General features: G+C 44.1%; 10 protein-coding genes. All 10 read left to right on the top strand.

Annotation, left to right across the window (positions count from 1 at the left end; all coding sequences use genetic code 11):
• The first annotated feature begins 9 nt into the window (after positions 1-9).
• The 10 genes from ACE01N_RS12015 (at position 10) to ACE01N_RS11970 (ending at position 19,471) form a co-directional block, all read left to right on the top strand.
• Positions 10-3,321 (top strand): glycoside hydrolase family 2 TIM barrel-domain containing protein, encoded by a 3,312-nt coding sequence (locus tag ACE01N_RS12015; RefSeq protein ID WP_380589037.1) that lies wholly within the window; start codon positions 10-12, stop codon positions 3,319-3,321.
• A gap of 12 nt (positions 3,322-3,333) precedes the next feature.
• Positions 3,334-6,825 carry a glycosyl hydrolase gene (locus ACE01N_RS12010; protein ID WP_380589034.1) on the top strand — a complete coding sequence of 1,164 codons (3,492 nt, stop codon included), beginning with the start codon at positions 3,334-3,336 and terminating at the stop codon, positions 6,823-6,825.
• Entirely contained in the window at positions 6,797-8,281 is a 1,485-nt protein-coding gene (locus ACE01N_RS12005; protein ID WP_380589031.1) for a sialate O-acetylesterase, read from the top strand. The genes ACE01N_RS12010 and ACE01N_RS12005 overlap by 29 nt, the downstream gene beginning before the upstream one ends.
• Positions 8,282-8,363: 82 nt before the next feature.
• Positions 8,364-10,706, top strand: a complete 2,343-nt coding sequence (locus ACE01N_RS12000; RefSeq protein ID WP_380589028.1) for a DUF5703 domain-containing protein — start codon at positions 8,364-8,366, stop codon at positions 10,704-10,706.
• On the top strand, positions 10,703-11,749 hold the full coding sequence (locus ACE01N_RS11995) for a uroporphyrinogen decarboxylase family protein (RefSeq protein WP_380589025.1): 1,047 nt from the start codon (positions 10,703-10,705) through the stop codon (positions 11,747-11,749). Before ACE01N_RS12000 ends, ACE01N_RS11995 begins: the two co-directional genes overlap by 4 nt.
• Before the next feature lie 55 nt (positions 11,750-11,804).
• A complete protein-coding gene (locus tag ACE01N_RS11990) occupies positions 11,805-12,131 on the top strand; it encodes an L-rhamnose mutarotase (protein ID WP_380589022.1) in 327 nt (108 codons plus the stop codon).
• A 27-nt stretch (positions 12,132-12,158) separates the two neighbouring features.
• The gene (locus tag ACE01N_RS11985) at positions 12,159-13,205 is read left to right on the top strand and encodes an L-rhamnose/proton symporter RhaT (RefSeq protein ID WP_380589019.1); all 1,047 of its coding nucleotides are present in this window, start codon (positions 12,159-12,161) and stop codon (positions 13,203-13,205) included.
• 61 nt (positions 13,206-13,266) lie between these two features.
• Positions 13,267-14,595 carry an MFS transporter gene (locus ACE01N_RS11980; protein ID WP_380589090.1) on the top strand — a complete coding sequence of 443 codons (1,329 nt, stop codon included), beginning with the start codon at positions 13,267-13,269 and terminating at the stop codon, positions 14,593-14,595.
• A gap of 128 nt (positions 14,596-14,723) precedes the next feature.
• The gene (locus ACE01N_RS11975) at positions 14,724-17,438 is read left to right on the top strand and encodes a family 78 glycoside hydrolase catalytic domain (RefSeq protein ID WP_380589016.1); all 2,715 of its coding nucleotides are present in this window, start codon (positions 14,724-14,726) and stop codon (positions 17,436-17,438) included.
• On the top strand, positions 17,435-19,471 hold the full coding sequence (locus ACE01N_RS11970) for an aceric acid hydrolase (RefSeq protein WP_380589013.1): 2,037 nt from the start codon (positions 17,435-17,437) through the stop codon (positions 19,469-19,471). Before ACE01N_RS11975 ends, ACE01N_RS11970 begins: the two co-directional genes overlap by 4 nt.
• Position 19,472 lies beyond the last annotated feature (1 nt).

Genomic DNA, 19,472 nt, shown 5'->3' with positions numbered 1-19,472 from the left:
GACGATGCTATGAAAAATACAAAACGAAATACATTACATGGAATTCTGACTGGTGTCATTTTAAGCCTTTTTCCCATTTGGGGTGCAACAGGGCAGACCATTGCAGGTGATCCTGCCGGAATACCGCCGGTTCCGCATATTTACAATTCGGTGCCCTGGGAAAATCCACAGGTTTGCGAAATAAACAGAGACCGTTCCAGGGCAACGGCTTATTCATATCCGACTATTCAGGCTGCGATAGCAGATGACCGCGAAACATCCGGACGTTTTAAATCTCTGAATGGTACGTGGGATTTTTATTTTGCGATCAAACCAGCCGATGCACCAAAGGATTTCTATAAAAGCCGGGTACATGGATGGGATAAAATAGAGGTGCCCTCCAATTGGGAGCTGAAAGGCTATGATGTACCCATTTATAAAAGTTCCATCTATCCGTTTCGTCCCATAAATCCACCTTATGTGCCGCGCGATTACAATGGTGTTGGATCGTATCAGCGTACATTCACCGTGCCGGATGCATGGAAGGACATGAACATTACGCTTCATTTTGGAGGTGTGAAATCGGCTTTTACAGTTTGGGTCAACGGAGAATTCCTGGGGTATGGCGAGGATGGCTGCCTGCCGTCTGAATTTAATGTGACAGCCTATCTGAAAGATGGTGAAAATAAAGTGTCTGTACAGGCCATCCGGTGGAGCGATGCTTCTTATCTGGAGGATCAGGATCACTGGCGTTTAAGTGGTATACAAAGGGAAGTATTCCTCATGGCTGAACCAAAATTACGCATAGCCGACCTGCACTACCAGGCCAAACTGGACAAGGATTATAAAGATGCAGTTTTGAGTATTCGTCCTAGGCTTGATAACCTGACCGGTGATACAGTGAAGGGATATACCGTGGAAGCACAGTTATTTGATGCGGCTCAAAACCCGGTATTTGAGGAACCCCTCAGTAAAAGTGCAGCGGATATTATCAACGAATCTTATCCACGGCTTGATAATGTAAAGTTTGGTGTGTTTGAAACAACCGTAAAAAATCCGTTGAAATGGAGCGCCGAAGAGTCCAACCTGTATACTCTGGTTTTAACGCTTAAAGATAGTCATGGGAACGTTGCAGAGGCTAAAAGTTGCAAGGTTGGATTCCGCGACATCCGGTTTGCAAAGGATAACAGTAAACTGCTCATCAATGGGAAGGTGACTTACCTGTATGGGGTTAACCGGCACGACCATGATCCCGTTAAAGGGAAAGCACTCTCACGCGAAGACATTAGAAGAGACATCGTGCAGATTAAACAGTTTAACTTCAATTGCATTCGTACCTCACATTATCCCAACGATCCTTATTTATATGATCTGTGCGATGAATACGGCATTTATGTGATTGATGAAGCCAACCACGAAACCCATGGAATAGGTGGCAAGCTTGCTAACGATCCGGAGTGGACCAATGCCATGATGCAAAGGGTTCAGCGCATGGTTGAACGCGATAAAAACCACCCGTCCGTTATTTTCTGGAGTCTTGGAAATGAGGCAGGACGTGGTCCGAATACAGCTGCTATGGCAGGTTGGGTGCACGATTTTGATATTACGCGCCCTGTGCATTATGAACCGGCTATGGGGGATCAGCACGCTGAAGGTTATATTCCCTTTGGTGATCCGGGTTATCCCAAAGATCACTCACACCGTATTCAGACACCTCTGGATGAACCCTATGTGGATATCATCAGCAGGATGTATCCTGCATTGTATACAGGCCCGCTTCTTGTTTATCAGGACAACGGTGACAAGCGGCCAATCTTTTGGTGTGAATATTCGCATTCCATGGGTAATTCTACCGGTAACCTTGCAGAATTCTGGGATCAGATTCGCACCCTGCCGCGTATGATCGGAGGTTGTATCTGGGATTACAAAGACCAGGGCTTACTGAAGAAAGATTCAAACGGGAATGAATTTTTTGCATACGGTGGTGATTTTGGTGCCAGGTTGAACGACAATAATTTTTGTATCAATGGAATTGTAGCTTCAGACGGACGACCAAAACCTGCCATTTTTGAATGCAAACATGTGTTTCAGCCTGTGGAATGTAAGATGCTGGATGCTGAGAAAGATTTGGTTCAAATTAAAAACCGTCAAAGTGTAAAATCGCTTGCAGATTATACCATCACGGTTAATTTCAGGGAAGACGGACGTGTGATCAAAGCAATTAAATTAAATAATGTTTCATTGGAAGCTGGCAGAGATACGGTCATTGATATCTCAAAAGACTATCCAAAATTTAAGAAGGGTCTGGAATATCTGGCCGATATTCACTTTACACTTTCAGAAGCAACACCCTGGGCTGATGCCGGTTTCGAAGTGGCATCCAATCAGTTTGAACTGACTGGTCTGCCAAAACCGGCAACAAATACAGGATCAGACAAAGAACTGAAAATTAAGGAAGCCGTAGATGGCTATGAAGTTTCCGGAACCGGTTTCAGTATGCTCTTTGACCATGAAAGGGGTGCTTTAAGTTCGTATAAACTAAAGAATAAAGAACAAATATATCAACCATTACTGCCGCATTTTACGCGCCCATTGACAGATAATGATGAGCGCGGCTGGAAACCACAGCAACTGCTTAAAGTCTGGTATGTCAACAAACCTGTGCTTGAAAATATGTCGGTGGATGCCCTGGACAAGACCAATATTAAGATTACCAGTGTGTATTCGTTCATTAAAAACAAGGCAGATATTGAAGTTACTTACAGCATTACTGGTGATGGCGTGGTGAAAGTTGATTTCACTCTGAATGCGGACACGGCTCTGCCAAATATCCCTAAGGTGGGAATGCAGTGCGGGATCAATCGTACTTACGATGATATTGAATGGTATGGCCGCGGGCCTCAGGAAAACTACATCGATCGCAGACAGGGTGCTCCTGTTGCTGTGTATGACATGCCAATAGAAGAATTTATGGAACCCTATGTGATGCCGCAGGAGGATGGAAATCGTACAGATGTAAGATGGATGTATCTGAATGACGGCAAAAATGATGGGCTTCTGGTCGTGGCAGACAGCCTGTTAAGCATGAGCGCATGGCCTTATGCAGAGGAAAACATCAATGAAGCAAAGCATACCAACGAACTGAAGGATGCCGGTTTCATCACACTGAATATCGATCTCATTCAGATGGGCGTTGGTGGTAATGACAGCTGGTCGCCGGTAGCAGCACCAATTAAAAAATACCAGGTTCCTGCAAAAAAATGGAATTATAGCTATTATTTATTCCCGGTAAAAAATTTAAAAAGTGATCCCGATAAAACGGCACGAAATATCAGGTTTTAAGCAGTCAATTCCATGAAGATCAGATACACACACATATCATATACGTTTTCAGTCATCATTTTAGTGACTTTAATGTTGTGTGTTGGATGTGAGAATCAGGGATCAAAAAAATCAGAGAGCATATTGAATGAATCGGATGAAGCAAATGCTAAACCATGGATCTTCTGGTACTGGATGCACGGTGCCGTTTCGAGAGAAGCCATCACAGCCGACCTTGAAGCCATGCATGAGGTTGGTATAGGTGGAGCCATGCTGATGCCAATTAAGGAGGTGCTGGATTCATCTTTTTATTATCCGTCTTATGGAACCATGACACCGGAATGGTGGGATCTGGTTCAGTATGCCATGGAAGAAGCCAAACGGCTTGGCCTGCAAATCGGCATGAATGCCTGCGATGGATTTACCTGTGCCGGTGGTCCGTGGATCACACCGGAAATGTCTATGCAAAAAGTGGTGTGGGCAGACACCCTCGTTACCGGCGGACATACGTTTAAAGGGAACCTGCCACAACCGGAAATCGTTAAAGGGTATTACGACGATATTGCCACATTTGCTTATCCGGCTCTTGCAGGAACGGGTATCAGCTCCTATGATCTGAATCCCAAGGTTACCACGAGTTTAAAACATGAGAACCTGCAATACCTGGCGCAAAAACATAATACCAGACAATTTTCAACACGCCAACCGTGCTGGATTCAGTATGCCTTTGAAAAGCCGTTTACCTGTCGCTCTGTGATGCTTAAAACAGGTTGGAATAATTACCAGGCTAACCGTTTAATTATCGAAATCAGTGATGATGGCGTACATTTTACTAAGCATACACGCCTTGTTCCGCCACGATCCGGCTGGCTTGATCTGGATGCTGATAACACACAGTCCATTCCACCGGTAACAGCAAAGTATTTTCGTTTTGTGTTTGATCCTGAAGGTTCTGAACCGGGAGCAGAAGATATTGACGATGCCAAATGGAGTCCGCGGTTAAGAACCTCCGGCATTGAACTTTCCGGTGATCCGAGGATCAGTCAGTTCGAAGGCAAGTCCGGTATGATCTGGCGGATTGCAAAAGAAACAACAGATAAAGAGATTTCGTCAGATATGTGCGTTCCGGAGGATCAACTCATTAATATATCAGAGCAGGTAGGTGATAAAGGTGAATTGGAGTGGGATATTCCGGAAGGGAAATGGATTATTCTTAGAATAGGACACACCTCAACCGGACATGAAAATTATGTTGGTGGAGGAGGTAAAGGTCTGGAATGTGATAAGTTTGATCCGGAAGTGATTCGTTTTCAGTTCGATCAGTGGTTTGGTGAAGCCTTTCGGCAGGTAGGGCCTGGTTTGGCAGGTGATGTGTTAAAGCGGTTTCATATCGACAGCTGGGAGTGCGGAAGTCAGAACTGGTCGCATGTCTTCCCTGAGGAATTTAAAAAACGCAGAGGCTATGACCTGATGCCGTATCTGCCGGTCATGGCTGGTGTTCCGTTGAAAGACACAGAATTTTCGGAAAAGGTATTAAAAGATATCCGGACTACCGTATCCGATTTGTTCACCGACGTATTTTACAGGACACTGGCTGAGGAAGCCCATAAAAAAAAGACCTTGTTCAGTGCTGAGTGCATCGCTCCGGTTGGCGTCTCTGATGGCATGTTGCACTATAAAGAGGTGGATTTGCCCATGGGTGAATTCTGGTACAACAGTCCGTCGCACGATAAGCCAAACGATATGCTCGATGCGATTTCAGCATCGCACATTTATGGTAAAAGAATTATACAGGCTGAAGCCCTGACCGAAATCCGTCTGGACTGGGATGAGTATCCAGGGATATTAAAACCGGTGGTGGACCGTAATTTTGCTTTGGGTGCCAATCGAATGGTTCCACACGTGTTTGTGCTGAATCCATGGATGGACCGTAAACCTGGAATGACGCTTGGCATGAATGGAAACTTTTTCCAGCGGGATCAGACCTGGTGGAAACCCGGGAAGGCTTTCTTTGAATACCTTACCAATTGTCAGCGGCTATTGCAAAAAGGTGATCCGGTGGTGGATATTGCTGTTTTCACCGGAGAAGAGATACCGAGAAGGGCCATTTTACCCGACAGACTGGTGGATGTACTGCCGGGAATCTTTGGGAGGGATAAGGTTGAACTGGAAAGAAAAAGACTTGAAAATGCAGGTATCCCGACAAGAGATATTCCCAAAGGCGTAAGAACGCAGTCTAACATGGCGGACCCGGATAACTGGATTGATCCGTTAAACGGCTATGCATACGATTCGTTCAACAAAGATGCCCTGTTAAGATTAGCAACTGTTGAAGATGGCAGAATCGTATTGCCGGGTGGCGCATCCTATGGCGTGCTGGTCATTCCCGGAAACCGGAAAATGGCGCCGGATGGAGGAAAAGAAATGAGTCTTGAAGTGGCAGAAAAACTGTTGAGCCTTGTAAAGGATGGTGCCATAGTTCTTATGATGGATAAGCCGGATAAAACTCCCGGATGGCAGTCCGGACCAAACGCAGACCAACAGTTGAAGAAAACCATAGCTGAGTTCTTTAACGGAGATAAGGTTAGCATTGAGGACGGGAAAGGGCATAAGCAAATGATGTGGAATATCGGCAAAGGTAAGGTGATTCAGGGACCGTGGATCCTTGATTCTTTTGACCCGATACATATACAACAGGATGTCCAGGGTTTTGATACCGAAGGTGAAAAAACCGATATCGCCTGGAATCACCGCACTGAAAAAGGGAAAGAAATTTATTTTATTTCCAACCAACAGAATGAGGCAAGAAATATTACCCTGTCGTTTCGTGTAGATGACAAGGAACCTGTGTTGTACGATCCGGTAAGAAATACACAATACAGATTACCTGATTGGCAGCAGCATAATGCCAGAACAGAGTTGAAATACCGCTTTGAACCTTACCAGTCTGTTTTTGTAGTTTTTGAGGATAATGATCCTGAATACTTAAAGTCTGCAGGTAAAAACTGGTTAGAAACGAAACCGGTTCAAAGGATAACTGGTCCGTGGAATGTGAAGTTTGACCCCGAATTCGGTGGGCCGGAAGAAGCGGTAAGGTTTAATAAACTGACTGACTGGAGCAAAAATGCAGATACGAAAATTAAATATTATTCCGGTACAGCTGTGTATAGCACGTCATTTGAATTTTCTGATGAATTAAAAGAGAATCAGTCGGTATGGCTTGATTTGGGTGAAATTGCAAATATTGCAGAGGTGACACTGAATGGTAAGTCATGTGGCATCGCCTGGACAGCACCCTACCGACTCAGAATTGACGGAGCCTTAAAGTCCGGGAATAACGAATTACAGATAGCTGTCACCAATACCTGGGCAAACCGGTTAATTGGTGATCATCAGTTACCGGAGGACCAAAGGATCACATGGACAACAGCGCCATACAGATTGGAGGGTAAGCCACTGGGAAAAGCAGGGTTGCTGGGACCGGTTAGTATAAATTATGAATTACGAAATAGGAATGGTAATTAGAAATTTAGATACTATTAAAGATATGAAGATACAATTTAAAAACATAGGATTAATTCTTTTACTGCTGGCTGGATTGGCATGGCCAGGCCAAGCTGAAATTAAACTTCCGGCACTGTTTACTGATCATGTGGTTCTGCAGCAGCAAAGCGATGTAGCAGTCTGGGGCTGGGCTGATGCGAAAGAAAGCGTTGTTGTTAAACCATCGTGGAGTGATGAAGTATATTCCACAAAGGCAGATAAAACCGGGAAATGGAAACTGAATATTAAAACACCGGTTGCCGGTGGACCATACGAATTGTCAGTCAGTGATGGCACTGAGGTTGTATTGCATGATATCATGATCGGAGAGGTTTGGTTGTGCTCAGGCCAATCAAACATGGAGATGCCCATGAAAGGCTTTCCGGGTCAACCTGTTGAAGGATCAAACATGGACATCCTGAAATCGAAAAATAATAATATCCGTCTGATTACAGTACCCCGTGGAAAAACGCCTGTCATTAAGGATGATTTTAATGGGAAATGGGTAACGGCATCACCGGAGAGCGTAGCAGAATTCAGTGCAACAGGGTATTATTTTGGTCGTCTGCTGAATGAGATGCTGGATGTTCCGGTTGGATTAATTGATGTGACATATGGTGGGTCTTGCATACAGGCCTGGATGAGTGAAGAAACCAGTGTGCCGTTTAACGATACGCCCTTACCTAAAATGGATGACATTCCCAAAGTCCCCAATCGTACGCCAACCGTTCTGTTTAACAGTATGTTGAATCCGGTCATCGGGTTTGGAATGAAGGGCTGTATCTGGTACCAGGGTGAAACCAACTACGAAAGTCCGGATCAGTATGAAAAGCTGTTTCCGGAAATGGTGGCAGAATGGCGTAAGTTATGGAATATCGGCGAATTTCCGTTTTACTACATGCAGATAGCACCTTTTGACTATTCCATGTTTCAGCATGATACAATCAATCCGAAATTTAACTCAGCTTACCTGCGCGACGCACAGCGCAAATCCATGAATAATATCTCTAACAGTGGTATGGCCGTGATTATGGATATTGGGGAAAAGACCTGTATTCATCCCAAAAAGAAAAAAGTTGGAGGTGAACGTCTGGCCTTATGGGCCTTGGGTGATACCTATGGTATAAAAGGGTTCGGTTATAAAAGCCCGTCATTTAAAGCCTTAGAGATTAAAGGCAGCACGGTGGTGGTTTCCTTTAATGATGTGGGTGAAGGATTATGCATATTTGAACAGGATCTTACCGGTTTTGAGATTGCCGGCGACAATAAGGTGTTCTTTCCGGCTCAGGTCTATTTAAGAAGAAAATCGGTGGTTGTTTCATCGCCACATGTGGAAAAACCGGGTGCTGTGCGCTATGCATTCGATGATTTTGTAATAGGAACCTTATTCGGCACAAACGGGTTGCCGGTGTCCTCGTTCCGAAGTGATGAATGGTAGTTGAAGATATAAGACGTAAGATATAAGATAAAAGATTTAAGATAAAAGATATAAGACACAAGATACAAGACTAAAGATTTAAATGAATAAGATCCCATCTAAAATATTGCTTTTTTTATGTTTTGTGTTGTTTGAACCGAACGCAAAACCGCAGCTGGCTGCATTGGATGCTTATAATGTGGTTTGGACAACGCAAAGCAAAAATGCTTCTGAAACCATGCCATGTGGAGGTGGGGATATTGGTCTGAATGTCTGGGTTGAAAACGGAGACATTCTTTTTTATATGGCTAAAAGCGGCACGTTTGATGAGAACAACTCCATGTTGAAATTAGGCCGCGTGCGTGTGCATCTGAGCCCTAATCCGTTTGAAGGAAAAGCATTCAGTCAGGAGCTGAAATTGAGTGATGGTTCGGTTAACATTTTTGGATCCGATGGCGATTTAAGTGCTGATGTAAAAATATGGGTAGATGTGTATAGTCCGGTCATACATGTTACTGTGTCTTCCAGTCAGAAAACAACCCTACAAACTACTTACGAAAGCTGGCGGTATCAGGACAGGTTACTGCGAAAATTGGAAAACTTTCAGAATTCGTATAAGTGGATCAACCCGGAGGACCTGAAAACTTATGCTGACTCAATTCACTTTGATCAGAACAGTGTAACTTTTTACCACCAGAATAGGCAGGAAACTGTATTTGATGTCACCGTGGAAAGGGAAAAGATGAAACAAGTAAAAGATCAACTTTTCAATCCTTTGGCAGGTCTGACCTTTGGCGGTATGATGTTTGGCGACAACCTTGAGCCGGCCGGCACAACTACCGGTAAATATCTGAGTACAGATTTTAAGGGCTGGAATCTGAAAAGCAAAAAGCCTTCAAAAACGCATGAAGTTGCTATAGTACTGAATACGGCTAATGGTAAAACTTCATGGCAGGAGGGCATAGAGAACTATGTTGAGGGATATCATAAACATAAAAATTCATCGTTGAATCTGACACTTAAGTGGTGGCAGGATTACTGGTCCCGGAGTTTTGTATTTATTAATTCTGAACAGAAAGCAGAAACTTCAGAAGTGTGGCAGGTTGGCCGAAACTATATGCTGTTCCGTTATATGCTTGGCTGTAATGCTTTTGGTGATTATCCCACAAAATTTAACGGCGGTTTGTTTACGGTTGATCCGGTTTTCACAGATTCCACCCGTGCTTTCACACCTGATTTCAGAAACTGGAGCGGCGGAACTTTTACGGGTCAGAACCAGCGGCTGGTTTATTTTCCGATGCTTAAGAGCGGTGATTTTGAGCTCATGAAACCACAGTTTTATTTCTATCAGCGGATTTTGCATAATGCAGAACTACGCAGTAACGTTTATTGGGGACACGATGGAGCCTGTTTTACCGAGCAGATTGAAAATTACGGCTTACCAAATCCTGTGGAATATGGCTGGGATCGGCCCGATGATTATGATCCAGGGAGACAGTACAACGCCTGGTTGGAGTACCAGTATGATACATCGCTGGAGTTTTGTTTTATGATTCTGGAAATGGCTAAATACAACGGATCGGACATTTCTGAATACTTACCACTGATTGAAAGTTGTCTCACCTTTTTTGACGAACACTACCAGTACCTGGCAGCTCAGCGTGGAGTGAAAAAGCTGGATGAAAACGGTCACTTGGTCCTTTATCCCGGATCAGCCTGTGAAACATATAAAATGGCGTATAATGCCACATCAACCATCGCAGCCTTAAAAACAGTTATCGAGGAAGTGATCGGTTTGCCGGAACAATACAATGAAAAAATTAACAAGATTCACTGGCAGGAGATGTTGGACCGGATTCCACCCATCTCTTTCGCAGAAATTAACGGGCATAAAACAATTGCTCCGGCTAAGTTGTGGGAACGGGTCAATAATACCGAAGTACCGCAGCTGTATCCTGTTTTTCCATGGGGCATGTATGGCATCGGGCATCCGAATCTGGATGTGGCAATAAACACTTGGAAGTATGATCCTGATGCTATAAAATTCAGAAGCCATAAGGGATGGAAACAGGATGTAATTTGGGCTGCACGCATGGGATTAACCAATGAGGCGGCTGCTTTGTGCCTGAAAAAGATGACGGATTCCGGCAGGCGCTTTCCGGCGTTCTGGGGGCCGGGTTTTGACTGGGTTCCGGATCATAACTGGGGCGGTTCGGGAATGATTGGTGTACAGGAGATGCTGCTGCAAACCGTTGGCGATAAGATCTATCTGTTTCCGGCATGGCCAAAAGAATGGAATGTGCATTTCAAACTTCATGCACCGGGGAACACAACCGTAGAGGCTGAACTGAAGGACGGAGAAATTAAAAATTTGAGTGTGTTTCCTGAGAACAGGGAACAGGATATTATAAATTGCTATCAAAGCGAAAAATCAGTACAGGAATGAAAATGACCCACAAAGATCGCTTTTATGCCACCATTAATTATCAGCCGGTGGATCGTCCTGCCTCATGGCTAGGCTTACCGGTTCCCGAAGCAGAAAAGGCGTTGACCGCTCACTTCGGAGTAAAAAGTGTGGATGAGATCCGTAAGATCATTGACGACGATATTTATCCGATAGAAGTACCATATAAGTATGCGCCATCCAACCATATCGCCTGTGCCTTCAGGTTTGCCAAGGTGGATCATCTGGATAAACCGGATGAGCGAACCCTTACAGCGCCGGGTTTTTTTGAGGATTATACCGATCCGGCGGATGTGGATAAGTTCGACTGGCCGGATCCGGCAAGGTATCTTGATCGCGCCGAATCATTCAGAAAAGCAAAGGCAGTGGATGATAAGTCGGTGCGGATGGGTGTGATGTGGAGTGCGCATTTTCAGGATGCCTGTTCGGCTTTTGGGATGGAACAGGCCTTAATGACCATGCTGATGAATCCGGATATGTTTCAGGCTGTAATCGATAGAATTACGGAGTTTTATCTGAAAGCCAACGAAATTTTTTATGAATCCACCAAAGGTCATCTGGATGCAGTACTGATCGGCAATGATTTTGGTAGTCAGACCGGTTTAATGGTTGATCCTGAATTATTGCGGGCTCATGTTTTTCAGGGCACCAAACAGCTGATTGACCAGGCAAAAAGTTATGGTCTGACCGTGATTCATCATTCCTGTGGTTCAGTGTTTCCGCTGATTGATGATTTTATTGAACTGGGGGTGGATGTGATCCATCCTATTCAGGCCCTGGCTGCAGATATGGATGCTTCAAATCTGAAAAAGCACCATTACGGGAAAGCGGCTTTTTGTGGTGGCGTGGATGCCCAATATCTGTTGGTAAAAGGCGATGCTCAATCTGTGGCCGATAAGGTAGATGAGTTGAAGGAACTGTTTCCGACGGGACTGGTAATTTCGCCAAGCCATGAAGCTATTTTGCCCGATATACCGCCGGCAAACATTGAAGCGATGTTTAAAGCTATTAATAACGTAAAATAACAACATAGAAATTGAGATAATCTTGTGTCTTGTTTCTTATGTCTTAAGTCTCGATATGATGAAAAGGTTTGGACAAATGATCCGGCTTAAACCGGAAGGTGCTGCTGAATATATTCAACAACATGCTGATGTGTGGCCGGGAGTGCTGGCGAAAATTAAGGAATGTAACCTGGTGAATTATTCCATTTTTTTCAGGGATAATGTACTGTTTGCCTACTTTGAATATACCGGATCTGATTTTGAAGCCGATATGGCAAAAATGGCTGGTCACGAGGAGACACAGCGCTGGTGGGATGTGGTTAAACCGTTGATGGAACCACTTGTGAACAGAAAACCGGGAGAATTCTGGAGCGATATGGAAGAGATTTTTCATCTGGATTAAAACTAACATATAACTTATAATCTTACTATGATCCCATCAAGTCCCATTATCGGAACCCTGTTACATGCTGTCGGCGGCGTATCAGCTTCGTCGTGTTATGTGCCGTATCAAAAAACAAAGCAATGGTCGTGGAGCACATTCTGGTTGGTTCAGGCCATGTTTGCCTGGATACTGATGCCACTTATAATTGGCGCCATTACGGTTCCGGATTTCTTTTACATCCTTGCTCATGCTCCGTCAAAAGCCATTTGGATGGCATTTATCCTTGGGGCGGTTTACGGTTTCGGAAGCATGTCATTCGGTGTATCGATCCGATATATTGGTTATTCGCTGACCTATACGCTGGCAATCGGTATATCAGCTATTGTAGGAACCATTCTGCCATTGCTTATTTTCGGAGGGCTGACAGAGCATTTTCAGGCGCCCGGTGGTAACATTGTATTGTTTGGAATGGTAGTGTCTGTCGTCGGTGTCGGACTTTGTGGATGGGCAGGTTTCAAAAGGGAACACGAGGTTAATCCAAAACAGGATGGTCTGAAAAGGTCGAATATGTTTATAGGTTTGATCCTTACCATCATTGCCGGTGTACTTTCAGGTGTGTTTAATATATCACTTGAATTTGGACAGCCCATAGCAGATATCGCAGCAGAGCATGGTGCCGGTCAGTTTGAAGGAAATGCCAAGATGATAGTTTCTACGGCTGGTTGCTGGGTTGTTAATATGGTTTGGTTTATGGTCATTGCCATAAAAAACAAAAGCCTGAAGGAGTTTTCTGTAAAAAGCGGCTTGCCCCGGAAACTGATCTTCAAAAACTTCTCATGGTCTGCTTTGGCAGGAACCATGTGGTTTTTGCAGTTTTTCTTTTACGGTATGGGACATGTCAATATGGGAAAATTTCAATATGCCAGCTGGGTTCTGCACATGTCAATGCTCATCTTCTTCAGTTACATCATTGGCGTCATCATGAAGGAGTGGAAAAATGTATCAGGCAGAACCTATGCCTTGCTGATTGTGGCGCTGCTGATTTTGGTTTCATCTTTTGTGATTATAGCTTATGGTGGAATGCAGGGATAAGGTTAAGGTACTTCTGAAATCCAAAAGCATAAAAAGGTTCGCGGAACAATTATTATAAGATATTAATACTTTAAATATACCAACAACATTAATAAATTTTTATATGAAGGAACATAATAATTTGTCGGATGCTGAGGTGAAGAAAGATCCGAATATCGATAAAATTACAAAAGAGCAATGGAAGGCTTCAGCGCTGGCAGGAATGGCTTCTTATCTTGATGCCGGTTCAATAGTGGCTTTAGGAGCCGGATTGTCATTGTTTCAATCGTACATGAACTTGTCAAACAATGCAATTGGCTTATTGGCTGCTATCGGTCCGAATGCGGTAGGATGTGCAGTTGGTGCATTTATCGGTGGTAGACTTGGGGATAAACTGGGGCGCAAACGAATCTATCAGATAGATCTTCTGGTGTATGCTTTTGGAATTTTACTGATTGCTTTCGCATTGAATCCGGTCATGTTATTTGCAGGAACCTTTATTATTGGTGTAGCAGTAGGCGCTGATGTTCCAACGTCTCTGGCTTATGTGGGAGAAGCTGCGCCGGATAAAGCCCGTGGAAAATTGCTTGGGTTTACCCAGGTGGCCTGGAGTTTCGGTCCGGTTGTTGTGCTCTGGATGGCCATGTTTCTGGCCCATCTCGACATTCTTGGAATTCGCATTGTTTTCCTTCATCTTTTTGTGGTAGCTATGGTAACCTGGTACTTACGCCGGAGTCTGGCTGAATCATCGCGATGGAAAGTAGCTGCCACAACGGCCAAAGTTAAGTTAAGGACCCTTTTTTCCGGATCGAACTTAAAAGGACTGGCTTATACCGTTGTGATTTATTTATTCTGGAATCTGGCTGCAGGGACGGCAGGAATTTTTAATCCATACATCATAAAAACACTTGGAGCAGGAAGTCAGGCTGCAAGCGTAGGTTTATCCAGTGCTGGATTTCTGATATGTATTGTTTTTACACTTCTGGTATTTATGCCACATTCTGACAGGAATTTTAAAACACGTAGAATAATCTGGGCTACAGGAGCCATTATGCAGATAGCTGCATACGGAATTTTACTGTTCCTCCCGTTTACTATTCCGGTTATTGTTATAAACATACTGATGTTTTCTTCTGGCGCGGCTTTGGCGGGCGAAGCCTTTTATAAGGTGTTTAGTCAGGAACTTTTCCCAACTGTGTTACGTGGAACTGCACAGGGACTGACCTTTGGAATTAGCAGAACACTGCTTGGCGTTTGGAGCTTTTTTGTACCTGCTTTGGCAAACGTAGGGATAGAATCGGTAGCTGGCTTACTCACGTTCTTTCTGATTATAAGTGGTGCAGTAGGTTTCTTTTTTATGCCGGACACCTCAGGTAAATCACTGGAGCAGATTGCGCAGGAACGGGCCTGATGGGAATTTATGAAATATTATTTTATAATTGAGGTTAAGCAACTAGAGAATAAAGTAGTAAATGGAATCTCGGATATTAATATTGAAATCTGCGAAAATCCGCGACATCAGCGGGAAAAGAAATTAAAATGTTATTAGTCACAAATTTAAAAACAGAATATAAAACGAATCCGGTTGGACTAAAACCATGTCAACCAAGGTTAAGTTGGATGATCTCTGATGATCAGGCTAATGTGGTTCAGGCAGCTTACAGGATTCTTTGTGCCTCATCAAAACCAGATTTGAGAAATGAACATGACCTCATATGGGATTCCGGTAAGATTGAATCGGACCAATCTGTTCACTTAACATACAATGGTGCGGAACTTAGATCAGGACAACGCGTTTACTGGAAAGTGAAAGTCTGGGACGACTACGGCAATGAATCAGATTGGAGTGAACCGGTTTTCTTTGAAATGGGTTTGTTTGACAGTACGGACTGGATAGCACAGTGGATAGTACCAGGTATTCCGGAGGATTCATCAGATTCCACACCCTGTCCCTTTTTAAGAAAGGAATTCGATACTGATAAAAAGATAAGTAAAGCAACAGCTTATATTACAGCTTATGGCTTATATGAGTTGCACATGAATGGCCGTAAAGTCAGTGAGGATTTGTTCACTCCCGGCTGGACCAGTTATAACCACCGTTTACAGTATCAGGTGTACGATGTGACCCGGGATATTCAGGCAGGTGCCAATGCTGTTGGAGTAGTTCTTGGTGATGGCTGGTATCGTGGCTATCTGGTCTGGCAGGGCAATAAAAACCTGTATGGCGATAAGCTAGCTTTGTTATGTCAGATAATAGTGCAATACGATGATGGATCAGAGGAGTGGATCATAACGGATGAGTCATGGCAATCATCCACAGGGCCAATTCTGAAATCCGATATTTACAATGGTGAGACCTACGATGCACGTCTGGAAATGGAGAACTGGGATAAGGCAGGATTTGATGCATCCGGTTGGGGTTCAGTCCTCATAAAAAACTATGGCTTTGATAAGCTTGTGGCATCGGAAGGTGTTCCTGTAAGAATAACAGAAACACTGAAACCGGTCACAAGGTTTGTCACACCTAAAGGTGAACTGGTCTTAGATATGGGCCAGAATATGGTGGGTTGGGTCCGGTTCAGACTGAAAGGTGAAAAAGGCAGGAAAATTACATTAAACCATGCCGAAGTTCTGGATCAGGAAGGCAATGTGTATCTGGATAATATTCGGGATGCCAAGGCTGAAGATGTCTATATTTTTAAAGGTACAGGCATTGAAGAGCATGAACCACGATTTACTTTTCACGGTTTTCGCTATGTACGTGTTTCAGACTACGATGGGGAAATTTCGTTGGATGACATTGATGGCCGGGTTGTGCATTCAGATATGGCTCAGACCGGAACCTTTGAATGTGGTGATTCCCTTATTAACAGGTTGCAGCAGAATATTGACTGGGGTTTACGCGGGAATTTTCTGGATGTACCGACCGATTGTCCGCAACGCGATGAACGTTTGGGATGGACCGGAGATGCACAGGTATTTGCACCAACCGCATGCTTTAACCGCGATACAGCTGCTTTTTATACCAAATGGATGAAGGATTTTATTCCGGACCAGAAAGCGAATGGAAGTGTGCCATGGGTGGTTCCGAACGTCATTGAGGATGGAGCCGGAACAGGATGGTCTGATGGGTTTGGTGCGACCGGCTGGGCCGATGCGGTAGTTGTAATTCCCTGGACGGTTTACCGGAAATTTGGTGATAAACGTATTCTGGAGGAGCAATATGCTTCCATGAAAGGATGGGAAGAGTACATGATCAGTGAATCGGGTGAAGATCTGATCTTTAATGCAGGTTTTCATTTCGGCGACTGGTTGTCGTTTGCTGAATATTATTCTTTGTTTTACAATGCCCCGGATTACGGTTATGCAGGGGCACATACGGATAAAGATCTGATTGCGACAGCCTATTTTTATTACACAACCGGTTTGATGCAGAAGATTGCAGGTTTACTGAGGAAAGTTGATGATGAACAGCGCTATGCAACGTTGCGCCCAAAAATTAAGACTGCTTTTAATACTGAGTTTCTGACGCAAACAGGCAGACTGACATCCAATACACAGACGGCTTATGCGTTGGCGCTGGCTTTTGGTTTGATTCCTGATGAGTTGAAAGAACATGCAGCCAAACGGCTGGTGGACGATGTCAATCATTTTGGTCATTTAACAACCGGTTTTCTGGGAACACCCTTGCTGTGCCAGGCCCTGACAGACAGTGGTTATCCTGATATTGCCTATAAATTGCTCTTTAACAAAAAATATCCGTCATGGCTCTATCCGGTAACGCAGGGAGCAACTACCATTTGGGAACGCTGGGACGGAATTAAGCCGGATGGCTCCTTTCAGAATGTGGGAATGAATTCGTTTAACCATTATGCCTACGGTGCTGTTGGTGACTGGTTGTACTCCTACGTGGCTGGCATAACACAGGATGAGGAAACACCGGGTTATAAAAAGATTATAATAAAACCTTATCCAACAAAAGAACTGGGTTTTGCAAAAGCAAAACTGCAATCCATGTATGGAGTAATCCGATCGGAATGGAAATATGAATCGGAAAAGCTGTTGCTTGAAATTGAGATTCCGGTCAATACTACGGCAGAGATTCATTTGCCTGTTTCAGAATCAGAAGAAATATATTCAGCGGGGAAACCGTTAAATCAGAACAGGGAATTTTCAGTAATCGGGTACGACGGGAACCGGACGCTTGTTCAGGTTGGTTCGGGCGTGTATAAATTTGAAATTCGGAGGAAATGAGACATTTAAAACATATCATACCAGTGTTGCTTTTGATGTTGGCAATACAACTGGGAGCACAGGAGAAAAGCCTGGTCAATACATCAGAAAGTCCGTATGCCAGAATGGCTCCGCTGGACATATCGGATGTGACCTGGACAGATGGGTTTTGGGCAGACCGGTTTAAGGTTTGCGAAGAGAGCATGGTACCGCATATGATGGCAATGTACATGAATGATTCCATCAGCCACGGCTTTGCTAATTTTGAAATTGCAGCAGGGTTGAAAAAAGGAGAACATGTGGGACCACCATTTCATGACGGGGATTTTTACAAAATTCTGGAAGGCCTGATCATGGTTTATGCCATGGATCCTACAGAGAAAGTGGATCATGAACTGGATTCCATCATCACAATCATCGGAGAAACACAGCGACCGGATGGTTACATTCACACGCCGGTTGTTATTGAACAGCTGAAGGAAAAAGGAGCAAAGAATGAATTTGCTGAACGGCTTGATTTCGAGTCTTATAATATGGGACACCTCATGACAGCTGCCTGTCTGCATTACCGAGTAACCGGTAAAACCAATTTGCTGGACATTGCCATAAAGGCGACTGATTTTCTGTATAATTTCTATCAGCGGAATAAAAAGGAACTGGCTTTAAATGCCATTTGTCCTTCTCATTATATGGGTGTTACGGAAATGTACCGAACAACGGGTGACCCGAAATACCTGGAACTTGCCAAAGGATTGATTGACATACGGAGCATGGTGGAAGACGGACATGACCATAACCAGGACAGGATTCCGTTTCGTGAGCAAACCAAAGCAGTGGGCCATGCCGTCCGGGCCAATTATTTGTATGCAGGTGTAGCTGATGTATATGCCGAAACCGGTGACACGACATTGATGCATGCACTGGATGCCATCTGGAACGATCTGGTTGAGACCAAATTGTATGTCACCGGTGCCTGTGGAGCATTGTACGATGGTGTTTCTCCTAACGGTACAAGCTATGATCCGTCGGAAATTCAGCAGGTTCATCAGGCATACGGCCATGATTACCAGTTACCGAATATGACGGCTCATAATGAATCGTGTGCCAACATCGGAAACCTGTTGTGGAACTGGCGCATGTTGCTGGCATCCGGTAATGCGAAATATGCTGATATTATGGAGGAGGTCATGTATAACAGTCTGCTGGCAGGCGTAAGCCTTGATGGGAAACGGTATTTTTACACCAATCCACTGGAAGTATCACAGGATCTGCCCTATAAACTGCGCTGGTCAAAGGACAGAGAGGAATATATCAGTTACTGCAACTGTTGTCCACCCAATACCATTCGCACGGTGGCTGAGATCAGTAATTATATGTACAGTATATCAGATGATGGCTTATGGGTCAACTTCTACGGGGGCAACGAACTACATAAGAAATTGGGTAAAAAGCAGGTTCTGGACATTGATCAGATAACAGATTATCCATGGAACGGAGATGTAACGTTAAACATTAAAAACGCTCCTAAAGGTCAGTTTCCTGTTCATGTAAGAATCCCGGGCTGGTGTGACGCTGCAATTGTAAAAGTAAACGGTAATCCGGTGGAGAAAGAAATCATAAGTGGAACCTATGTTCGCATTGACCGAAAATGGAAAAAGGGAGATAAAATAGAACTCACTTTCCCCATGGAAGTCGATTTGATTGCTGCCAATCCACTGGTGGAGGAAAACCGGAATCAGATAGCTGTAAAACGTGGACCAGTAGTGTATTGTCTGGAATCTATGGATTTACCAAAAGACGTAAATTTGTTTCAGGTTGGTATTCCGGTTAAAAACGATCTGAAGCCCGAAATGATTGAAATCGATGGGGCGAAGATCATGGCTTTGCAGGGAGACGGCGTATTGATAAACGATAAAAAGTGGGATCAAAACAATCTTTACAGGAAAGTGAAAGCCGTTGAAGAAAAGAAAGTGCCATTGAAACTGATTCCGTATTATGCCTGGGATAACCGGGGAGTAGGCGATATGTCGGTTTGGTTGCCGGTAGTATACTAAG

This window comes from Quyinboa ferrireducens, from assembly GCF_042436675.1.
Classification (GTDB): domain Bacteria; phylum Bacteroidota; class Bacteroidia; order Bacteroidales; family UBA5342; genus JBHJHP01.
Note: the sequence above shows the minus strand (reverse complement) of the source record. Positions and strands in the feature narration are given on the sequence as shown.